Here is a 10,004-nt window from a genome sequence, read left to right as displayed (position 1 = left end):
ATGTAAAGGAATCGTATTTATTTTTATGAGTGCCTCACGGTACATTTTAATAAATTCTTTCTCCGTATTACCCCTTTGAAGTTCAGCAAATGCTTCATACACTTGATCCATTTTATCCGCAACTTCCAAAATTAAGCCTTCGATCGAATGATCTTTACCCTCGCGAAGCTGATTATGGAAAATTTCTTTAAATTCCTCAGGGATCTGCTCTTCAATAAAGTTATAAACCATGCCTTCTTCAACCTTTTGGATCAATAAACGAAGTTCAGGGGATGCATGCTTGACAGGCGTTTTGATATCCCCAATGAATATTTCACCATAATCATGACTGCTTGTGATTTCATAAAGCTTTTTCCAGTCAATACTGGCGCCGTTTTTCTCCTCAATATCTGCTAGCGTTTTGGCGTACTGTACAACTTTCCATGAATGAGCTGCAACACTGTGTTCCTCGAACTTGAACTTTCCTGGACAGCGAATAATTCTTTCTAAATCATTTAAAGACCTAAAATAAGCATGGATTCCCATACGTTCAGCCCCCCATTATGTTAGAATAGCTCTGATTGGATCATGTGACTCGATAATCTGATTCAATCACAAATGATAGAGTTCCTCGTTCACTTGATATTGACGGGCCAAGTCGCTCCAACTAAACTCGTATTGTTCTCTAATCTCGTGAATCAAATAACCGTGGAAAGGCACCAATTCCAACAATCCGGTAATTTGGTCCATCGGGACGTGGCCTTTTCCAATGGGCATATGCATATCTCCACGTCCGAGAGGGAGCAGCTCGAATTGATTTTTTTCCGTGGAGAAGCAAGGCTTGCCAAAATTGTCATGGACGTGCAAATGATTTATATACGGGAGCATGGCTTTCATCTCATCAAGCAGATTCAGCCCGAACATTTGCGTGGATAGATATAAATGCCCGACATCTAGGGCAATGCCAACATGGGAATGATTAATGGCTGCTACTTGACGGGCAAGCTTCTCCGGAATCACCGAATAGCAGTAATCCGGACAGTCCAAATACGGTCGGACATTTTCCATGCCAATTTTAACATTCAGCAACCTGGCTCTCTCACCGGCGACACGCATAAACTCTACTTCCTGCTGCATCAACTGCCGCATTTCTTCATCACTGTATCTCGGCCATGTATGGGGATATTGAAATTGTTCTTCGCCCACGAATCGACCTACGTGAAAAACCATCAGTTCGGCTCCAACAGCGCCAACCACTTCAAGAGAAGTCATAAACAAATTTGTCTCAAAATCAAAGTTATGCGGACGAAATAGATTTAAATCGAAAGGCGCATGCATCGTATAGGTAAGAGGATGACGGCTAAGCACTCTCTTATAAGCCTCCAACCTCACCAAATCCAACTCGCCATTAACAATTACGTTCATCCCTTGGATTGGAATTTCCACAGTTTGAAAGCCCGCTTTCTGAACGGCCAGAAGCTTTTCTTCCAGCTTCTCCAATTGGCTGACAACCGCATAGGACATTAAGCTAACGCCAACGCCTTTAAGCTTCAATACGCTCTACCCCTTTCGTAGACGCATCTGTCACTGCGGATAAATAGTCCATTTGACAAACTACATGACCACGAACGAGCACTTTTTCAATCACAGGCGATTGCACACGATTCTCTCTGACGATTAACAAATCTGCCTCTTTGCCCACTTCAATGGACCCTGTACGATCGTCGATATGTAACGCTTTTGCCGGATTTAATGAAACCATATTCACGGCATCAACGAGTTCAATTCCTTGTTTATGAAGAAAGAATACGGCTCGCAACATAGCTGGAGGATAATAATCGGAACAAAGGATATCTACCACACCGGCTTTTACTGCATCATACGCCGATAGATTGCCGCTATGTGAACGTCCCAGCATAATGTTCGGAGCTCCCATGACCACATACAGGCCACGCTGCTTTGCTTCCACAGCTACTTCCATATCCACTGGAAATTCACTGATCGTCCCTTTCCATTGTTCAACCCTGGGGTATGATCCATGAAAGAAATTAAATCAATAATGCCATCCTCAATAAATTGTTCAATAAAAGGAACGACACTTTCATTCGTCATCTCCACACGGACGTGAATGCGGTGGTGAATCAGATGCTCTTGTTTGCGCAAATTCCAAATACGGTCCACAATGTCTTTGACACTTTGATTCTTACGGAAATCATTCGTTGAATTCTCTCCCCACATGCTCAAAGAGTGATAAATCGTTGTAACGCCTTGACTAACCAGCTTGCGCTCCAGCTCATGGTACGAAAATTCCAGATCAAATCGGCTCGTTGGTCTCGGCTGCATCTCATGTTCAATCGCATCACTATGCATGTCAATCATGCCCGGCAGCACATAACACCCGCTCACATTAAAGTCATTTGAGCCAATCCCGGATATGGACGTGGAACGTATATCTACAATAAGACCATCTTCAATGACTATCGTTCCATTCTCAATAATGCCCGTTGGCGTTACGATGTTACCGCCGTGTATGGTCAGGTTTCGCTTCATTTGGGTCTCCTTTACAGCTGAATTTTGGCCTCCTGAAATTCACGCAAATCCAGAATTTGATCAGCTACCTTGCCCATCACATCCCAGTCATGAAAGACACCGATCATTGTCGTGCCGTCCTGCTTCATTTCTTTGAGAATTTCGAGCACATTTTGTTTCGTTTCATGATCCAACGATGCTGTCGGTTCATCCAGAATTAGTAGTCGGGGACGCACAATAAACGCTCTTGCCAGATTGACCCTTTGCTGTTCACCACCACTAAATGTAGCCGGAAAAGCATTCCACAGCTGTTCGGGTATATTCAGTCTCTCTAATAAACGAGCAGCTAGAACTCTGGCTTTCTTGATATCATAACCAAGCGGGCGCAGTCGTTCCGCAACGATATCTACAGCCGAAATACGCGGAATGACTTTGAGAAACTGAGAAACGTAACTGATTTCGTGGATGCGCAAATGGGTAATTTGGCGTTCTGTCGCTTTGGCCAAATCGATCATTCCATACAGAGAAGATAGATACCACACTTCTCCAGAGGTTGGTAAATACGTGCGATACACACATTTTAGAATGGAAGATTTACCGATTCCGCTTGGACCTGCAATACCTAGAAACTTTCCTTCTTCAACCTCAAAGGATAGGTTATCAAACGGATTCACTTTCATTTCATCTGAGAGGGACAATTCAAACATTTTGCTGAGACCGATTACTTTTAAAATGGGAATCACCACCTTCTATTTGCTCAAATCTAAGCTATAGCAATGAATGAACTAACAGCTGTGTATAAGGATGCTGCGGGTCTTCCAAGATCTGATCCGTTAAACCTTGCTCGACAATGAGCCCTTGTCGCAGAACCATCGTCCGATTCGCCAACATGCGAATAACGCCTAAATCATGAGAAACAACAATCATCGCCACTTGCAGTTCGCGCTGAATACTGCGTATTAGATCAAGCACCTTGGCTTGAACCGAAAGATCCAGCCCCGTAGTTACCTCGTCAAGCAGCAGCAGTGGAGGGTTATTGGCCAATGCCTTGGAGATTTGCACCCTTTGCTGCATACCACCACTGAAATTCTTGGGCGGCTCATCCATACGCGAAAGGGGAATTTCTACTTGATCCAATAGCTCAGCTGCTCGTTCGCGAATACGGCCGACATGGAAATGATCGGCGGCAAACAGCTTTTCAGCGATATTACCGCTGCTGGAATATGTCATCCGCAATCCTAGAAAGGGATTCTGGTACACCATCCCCATTTCATGATTGCGAATATATCTTTTTTGCTGTGCAGAGAGACCGAATAAATTGGTTCTGCCCTCGTCGAAACTAGACATTGTCATGGAGCCCGATGTCACTTCTTCATCAAAATATAAACACTTCACCAATGTGCTCTTACCTGATCCACTTTCGCCTACCACCCCAAGAATTTCACCGGGATATAAGTCGAAGCTTAAGTTTCTGCAAGCCCAGATGCTGCCGCAATAGGTACAACGGCTCCCTTGTTGTTCATCTGTAGAAGACTTGTGGCAATGTGCGCACCCGCTGCCAAATTGTTTATGCAGCCCTTGGACGCTAAGCAAAGGAGTTTCAATGGATGCTATAGGATCATAGGAGTGTTCAATCATGTTCAAACCATGTGCTGGCATCGTCTACATTCCCCTTTCCTGTTGCTGTCTGCAGTAGGCGGTATCCGAGCATTGATATAGCGTAGTGCCAGACACTTCGTCTTTCACTTCATCGAGGAACGTATGTGTACTCTCACAATGCCGGCAAGATGCATCAGCAAATGTCTCCACCTCGAAAGGGTAATCCTCGAACTGTAATGGCCGCACATTGGTATAGGGCGGAACCGCATAAATTTTCTTCTCCCGTCCGGCCCCGAATAAAGTGAGATGCTCGCTTTGATGCAGCTTCTCTGTATCCCAACGGGGAATTGGACTCGGGGCCATCATGTAACGGTCATGAACCAATACCGGATAATCCGCTCCAAGCGTAATGCTGCCCCATTTCACGATGCTTTCATACAGGGTTAACCACATCGCGCTGTAATCCATCTCGGCATGCCGAATTCTCGTCAATTCCTCCCGGCGCTCCACTTTACGCAATGGCTCAGGCTGCGGGACCTGCAGAACAAGAATCTGCGACTGATTCAGCTTTTCCTCGGGTATACGATGCCTTGATTGAATAATCGTTGCTGCCGAAGTTTGTTCCGTTGTCGCAATGCCGCTCGTGTCTTGGACTAATCTGCGAATGCTAACCGCATTCACGCTGTCGTCATTCCCTTGGTCGATCACCTTCAAAACGTCCTGACGCCCTAACAGCGATAAGGTTAGCTGCAGCCCACCTGTTCCCCAGCCTCTCCCAATCGGCATCTCCCTTGATGCAAAAGCTACTTGATACCCAGGTATCGCGACGGCTTTTAACGATTTGCGGCGAATTTCCCGCTTGGAACCTTCGTCAAGGAACGCAAAGTTATACGCCACTGTGTTGAAGGTTATTCGATTTTGCTTCTCTTCTGTCGTGTGCATCTTGATCTTCCTCCTTTTTCTTCGCTTTCTCCTGGTGCTGAACTTGCACTCTTCTTATTTGGTCAAGCGATGATTGGAATGTGATATAATGCGGTAGTTTCAAATGGGAGACGAATCCGCTGGATTCCACAGAATCAATATGTGTCAAAACGAATTCTTCATCCTGTGCAGGAGCCGTACCTGTTGTCTCCAAGCTGCGTTCGAGAATCGCCATGGATATGCCTTTGATCTCATTTTGACCAAAACACAGCCCATAACCTAATAAAAATTGCACATTCCCTGAATCCGCGTCCTGCTTAAAAGAATTGATTGTTTCCACTTCTGTTAGCAGCATTTCGCCAATATAAACCGACTCCTCCTCATCACCTTGACTATAAGGATAAGGAATATGTACAGCTGAATAGCCAACACGAAGCTCGCCAATCGTTGGATGCACGATGCCATAGCCACGCATGCTGCTATATGCAAGAGCTGTCATCGCACCGGTTTCACCACGCGCGAGTGTTTGCAAACGAGCCGCACGGGTAGAGGGGATTGTCATTTTTTCCCTCGTAATATCAAATGGCTCTTCGTCTTGAAGACCGGCCGCTGCCTCTTCGCGTTTCATCATGAGTCCTTGCTCTCGCAGGATGTCAGCTACCTTCTTCAAGGTGAAGTCGCCTTCTGTCAGGTCTACCTCTTCCAAATATTCCTGTGCAAAAGCAGCAATCGCTTCACCATCTTCCTCGCGAAGAGAAAAGTTCAACATCCGATGCGTGTAGTCATAGGTTGGACCTAGAATCTGTCCGCCGGGAACGTCTCGGAACGAGGAAGAAATTCGACGGATAACCCGCATATCAGCCGGTTCTACCGTATGTGAGTAGTGATTTCTTGGTAGTGTTGAACGATACGCCCTAAGCAGGAAGGCCGCTTCTGCCGGATCTCCCTCGGCCTGCTTCAGCGCTATGGCTGCATACTCCGGGGAGTATAATCCGCCTTCGCCCATAATGCGATCAATCAACAATCGCAATTGTTTTTCAATAAGCTCAATATCAATGCTTTGTTTGGAATCCTTGACGCGATAAAATTGAACGAGGCGATTCGCCTCTCCAATAGCTTCCTGACCTCCGGTAATCGCCACATATGCCATCCTATATGCCATCCTCCCTAACGATTGTTGTTCTGGGCAAAGCCGTCATCTTGCCGCTTTCTGTAAACAACACCATATCGATGCCCAAAGGATATTCGAGATTTAGCTTGGCACGCTCTTCGAACCATGCTTTGGGCAGCCCCGGGATATAGAGATGCTGGGCATGTTGAATCCCCGGCCCCGTCAGCGTCCATCCGTGATGATCTCCTCTAGCTTCCGTCTCCAAATCATCGACATGAAGGAATACCGTAGCCCCGTCTTCGGGCCGGATCAAGGTTCCTTTTCGCAGCTTCGACAGCAAAAGTTGTATCTGCCCAGCGTCCATGCTGGCTTGCGTAATGATGTGATCGGCTTGGGAAGCCACTGCGTTTCGGCTAAAGGTTTGCCTACGTAAATAAGCGTCCAGCCCTTCTTGCCCTCCCATTTCCAAACAGAAACTGACTTCACCATCGAAAAGCGTCATCGCAAAACAGGTAATCATTGCTTGCAGGGGCGATAAGGTTGTCAGCTTTGCTGCTGCGGGTTCCATATTGTAGATTTGACCTGGTTTAGCGAAGGCGTCCAGCAGTTGACGATAGATGAACTGCGTGTCATGAACCCGCTCGAAAGTCGCTTCATTAACGTTTGGCATTGTACTCCTCCATCGTGTCGAAATTCACTTTCGTCTTCATGGCTTGCGAATAGTCGAGTCTATGTTTGGCAGCGATTTGCTGTTCTTCTTCCAGCAAACGCTCGCTCCATGCCATTGTTTCAGGCAAATCCGCCTGAAAGGCTGCATCAACAACGGCAAGCTGATACGATTTCTGGGCATCTTCTCCCATCAGAACGCCAAAACCATAAACATCATTCAAGGAAACTGTGCATTCCGTTACCAGAACTTCTCCTATGTAAAAAGGCTGCTGGGAGACGGAATCTCTTGCTTTGGTCATAACCAGGCTCTTCTCCGGCGGTTTAATCATCGTGATGGGATAGTTTTGTTCAATTTCTAGACTGAACGACTCCACTAACTGTGGATTACCATCGATGAGAATACGGGAAATTTGCGATTTTTTCATGAAATCTACCCCCTCCTGCGGATTTTCAACTTCATCCGATTGCTGCATAATTCAACACTGAACACCATAACAAAAATTACCAGTGCCACGAAACCGACCGTATCAAATTCATAAGCGCGCATCGCATTGGAAATTTCCCAGCCTATTCCGCCTGCGCCGACAGCACCTAAGATGACCRATTCTCCGATATCGATTTCCAACCGAAACACACTCCACGCCATGAAGGAAGTAAATACATTGGGAATCACGGCCTGTGCCATAATTTGCAACCATCCTGCGCCCGTGGCCCTGATCGCCTCCAATGCTCCTTCATCGACTTCTTCGATTGATTGTGAGAATACTTTGATCAACATTCCGACAGCATGAACACCAATCGCCAAAATCCCCGGGAAGGGTCCCAATCCAACCGCAACGATGAAAATCAAAGCCCACACGAGTGTTGGCACCGCACGAAGCAACGAACCCAAGCCTTTCACGAACCATGCCGTCCGTGGCGATACATTTTCAGCAGCCAGAAAAGACAAGAAAAAAGCAGTAATAACGGCAAGCACTGTTCCTACAATCGCAACCTGCAAAGTAAGTAGGCCAGCGAGTAAGATTTCTTTCCAATCTRCAACATTCGGTGGCAGCATTTGGGCAAAGGAAACGATAAACTTCCAAGTACCCTGCATGATTTTGTAGAAATCAAAATGTAATTGCACAAAGCAGAAGATGAAGAATACCGCACCAAAAATGGCTGCGCCAACCAAGATAGGATCCTTCTTCGGTTTCTGCGGATAGGCTCCAAAGCCAGGTCGTGATCGCTCGGCCATCTTACCGGCTGTTTGCGTCCATTCTGTACTCATAGGATACGCTCCCTTATTTTACTAGTGGTCCATTCGGTTATAACCACAATGACAATGACCAGCAGAATCGCCAAGCTAACTTCTTGGTACTGAAATAGCTTAATACCTTTTTGAATGGCAAAACCTAATCCGCCTCCGCCAACCATCCCAATAATCGTGGAAGCTCTAATATTCAGTTCTAATTTATACAGCGACCAGCCAATGAACCCTGGCATGAACTGCGGCATCACCGCTTGACCAAGCACTTGGAAGTACATTGCACCTGTGGCCTTGAGCGCTTCCACCTGACCCATATCGATCTCTTCCAACATTTCGGCGTAAGCTCTGGTTAACGTGCCAATCGAGGTAATAATAAGTGCCAAGCAACCAACCGTTGTTCCTAACCCATAGGCGAATACCAATAAAATCGCCCAAATCAAGGTAGGAATATTGCGCATTACGGAAGAGAAGGCTCGGACGATGATCTGAATGACTTTGTTTGGCGCCGTAGTAGCTGCAGCAAAGAACGCCAAAACCATGGATAAACAGGCACCAATAACCATCGATACAAAGCTGATATAAATCGTATCCAGTGCAGGTCCGATTAATTTACTAATCGTCGAGAAATCCGGAGGGAGGAAGTCGAACAAAACGAAGCGCACTATTTCTCCCCCGCCGGCATACAATTCTGCCACTGAAAAATTAGTTTGTATGGCAGACCAAATCGTAATCGCCATAATAACAACGGCAATCATCATGGATTGCAGCTTCTTTTGCCGCTGCAAATCCTTTAAACGATCTTCCATTCCCTAAAGTCCCCTTCCCGCTACTTCTGGTAAATATGCGAAATTTCATTGTCCGATAATTGATTCGGCTTTCCATCAAAGGCAACAGATCCCTTATGGATACCGATAATGCGCGAGGCATATTTCTTGGCGACCTCCACTTGATGTAGATTAACGACACAAGTAATGCCGTCCTCCTGGCAAATTGTGTGCAGGTGGCTCATGATCGTCTCCGAAGTGACAGGATCAAGGCTCGCGATTGGTTCGTCAGCAAGAATTAATTTGGGCCGCTGGGACAACGCTCTGGCAATCCCAACCCGCTGCTGCTGACCTCCGCTTAATTCATCCGCTCTCTTATACATTTGTTCGTGCAGCCCTAGACGGAATAAAATCTTCTTCGCTTCTTCCACATCTGTTTTCGAGAACATCCCGAGCATGCCCGTTAATGGATTCATGTAGCCGAGACGCCCATTCAACACGTTTCTTAAGACAGATACCCGCTGAATCAGGTTGAAACTTTGGAAAACCATGCCTACCTCACGGCGCAGCTTCCGGACTTGCGTTTGATTCGCTTTGGTAGTATCCATTGCATTAAACATAACGGAACCTTCCGACGGCTGTACCAAGCGATTAATGCAGCGCAGCAGCGTACTCTTACCTGCCCCGCTTGAGCCAATTACAACGACAAACTCGCCCTCATTTACCTTGAAATCCACTCCCTGAAGAGCGGTTGTTCCGTCACTGTACACTTTTTTTAGATTCTGAATCTCCAAAAGAGCAGCCATTTCTCCGTCACCGCGCCTTTCTGCTATTTCAATAATTGTTCCGGACTCATATTAAGGGCTTTGGCTGTATCTTTGACAACTTGAAAATCCTTATCTGAAACAGGGAAAAACTTCTGCGTCCCATTTGCAAAAAACGGCGGGTTGTTGTTGTTTTTATCATAACTAAACACAAAATCTTTAATTTTTTGGACGAGCTCCTCAGGCAGATCTTTCCGATAGGTGTATGGACTTGTTGGAATTGGATCGGATTTGGCCAAGATACGGAAGTCTGTTGCTTTGATCAGCCCGGCATCAATGACTTTTTGAATACAGGTATCACAGACACCAGCGCCGTCAGCGTTTCCTTTTGCGATAGCCAGAATCGACTTGTCATGACC

Annotated in this window: 14 protein-coding genes; all 14 read right to left on the bottom strand. The window is 46.2% G+C overall.

Going from position 1 to position 10,004, the window contains the following annotated elements; genetic code table 11:
- Positions 1 to 525 (bottom strand): YfbR-like 5'-deoxynucleotidase (locus AC1DUA_RS14155; RefSeq protein ID WP_477500373.1); only part of this gene is annotated, 525 nt, incomplete at its 3' end.
- Positions 526 to 591: 66 nt separating this feature from the next.
- Positions 592 to 1,533, bottom strand: a complete 942-nt coding sequence (locus AC1DUA_RS14150; RefSeq protein WP_477500372.1) for a sugar phosphate isomerase/epimerase family protein — start codon at positions 1,531 to 1,533, stop codon at positions 592 to 594.
- Complete coding sequence (locus AC1DUA_RS14145; protein WP_477500371.1) at positions 1,523 to 1,948, bottom strand: amidohydrolase family protein; 426 nt, start codon at positions 1,946 to 1,948, stop codon at positions 1,523 to 1,525. Before AC1DUA_RS14145 ends, AC1DUA_RS14150 begins: the two co-directional genes overlap by 11 nt.
- Before the next feature lie 2 nt (positions 1,949 to 1,950).
- Entirely contained in the window at positions 1,951 to 2,529 is a 579-nt protein-coding gene (locus AC1DUA_RS14140) for a hypothetical protein (RefSeq protein WP_477500370.1), read from the bottom strand.
- A gap of 11 nt (positions 2,530 to 2,540) precedes the next feature.
- Positions 2,541 to 3,251, bottom strand: a complete 711-nt coding sequence (gene phnL / locus AC1DUA_RS14135; protein WP_477500369.1) for a phosphonate C-P lyase system protein PhnL — start codon at positions 3,249 to 3,251, stop codon at positions 2,541 to 2,543.
- A gap of 25 nt (positions 3,252 to 3,276) precedes the next feature.
- Positions 3,277 to 4,122, bottom strand: coding sequence for an ATP-binding cassette domain-containing protein (locus AC1DUA_RS14130; protein ID WP_477500374.1), 846 nt, complete (start codon positions 4,120 to 4,122; stop codon positions 3,277 to 3,279).
- Between the two features lie 48 nt (positions 4,123 to 4,170).
- The gene (locus tag AC1DUA_RS14125) at positions 4,171 to 5,049 is read right to left on the bottom strand and encodes an alpha-D-ribose 1-methylphosphonate 5-phosphate C-P-lyase PhnJ (RefSeq protein WP_477500368.1); all 879 of its coding nucleotides are present in this window, start codon (positions 5,047 to 5,049) and stop codon (positions 4,171 to 4,173) included.
- Complete coding sequence (locus tag AC1DUA_RS14120) at positions 4,994 to 6,178, bottom strand: carbon-phosphorus lyase complex subunit PhnI (RefSeq protein WP_477500367.1); 1,185 nt, start codon at positions 6,176 to 6,178, stop codon at positions 4,994 to 4,996. The genes AC1DUA_RS14125 and AC1DUA_RS14120 overlap by 56 nt, the downstream gene beginning before the upstream one ends.
- 1 nt (position 6,179) lies before the next feature.
- Complete coding sequence (gene phnH, locus AC1DUA_RS14115; protein ID WP_477500366.1) at positions 6,180 to 6,809, bottom strand: phosphonate C-P lyase system protein PhnH; 630 nt, start codon at positions 6,807 to 6,809, stop codon at positions 6,180 to 6,182.
- Entirely contained in the window at positions 6,796 to 7,233 is a 438-nt protein-coding gene (gene phnG / locus AC1DUA_RS14110) for a phosphonate C-P lyase system protein PhnG (RefSeq protein WP_477500365.1), read from the bottom strand. The genes phnH and phnG overlap by 14 nt, the downstream gene beginning before the upstream one ends.
- Before the next feature lie 5 nt (positions 7,234 to 7,238).
- Complete coding sequence (gene phnE, locus AC1DUA_RS14105) at positions 7,239 to 8,078, bottom strand: phosphonate ABC transporter, permease protein PhnE (RefSeq protein WP_477500364.1); 840 nt, start codon at positions 8,076 to 8,078, stop codon at positions 7,239 to 7,241.
- On the bottom strand, positions 8,075 to 8,863 hold the full coding sequence (phnE, locus tag AC1DUA_RS14100; RefSeq protein WP_477500363.1) for a phosphonate ABC transporter, permease protein PhnE: 789 nt from the start codon (positions 8,861 to 8,863) through the stop codon (positions 8,075 to 8,077). The genes phnE (AC1DUA_RS14105) and phnE (AC1DUA_RS14100) overlap by 4 nt, the downstream gene beginning before the upstream one ends.
- Positions 8,864 to 8,883: 20 nt before the next feature.
- Entirely contained in the window at positions 8,884 to 9,627 is a 744-nt protein-coding gene (phnC, locus tag AC1DUA_RS14095; protein WP_477500362.1) for a phosphonate ABC transporter ATP-binding protein, read from the bottom strand.
- A gap of 23 nt (positions 9,628 to 9,650) precedes the next feature.
- On the bottom strand, positions 9,651 to 10,004 hold a 354-nt coding region (locus AC1DUA_RS14090; RefSeq protein ID WP_477500361.1), incomplete at its 5' end, for a PhnD/SsuA/transferrin family substrate-binding protein.

This window comes from Paenibacillus sp. 01T422 (assembly GCF_056398785.1).
Note: the sequence above shows the minus strand (reverse complement) of the source record. Positions and strands in the feature narration are given on the sequence as shown.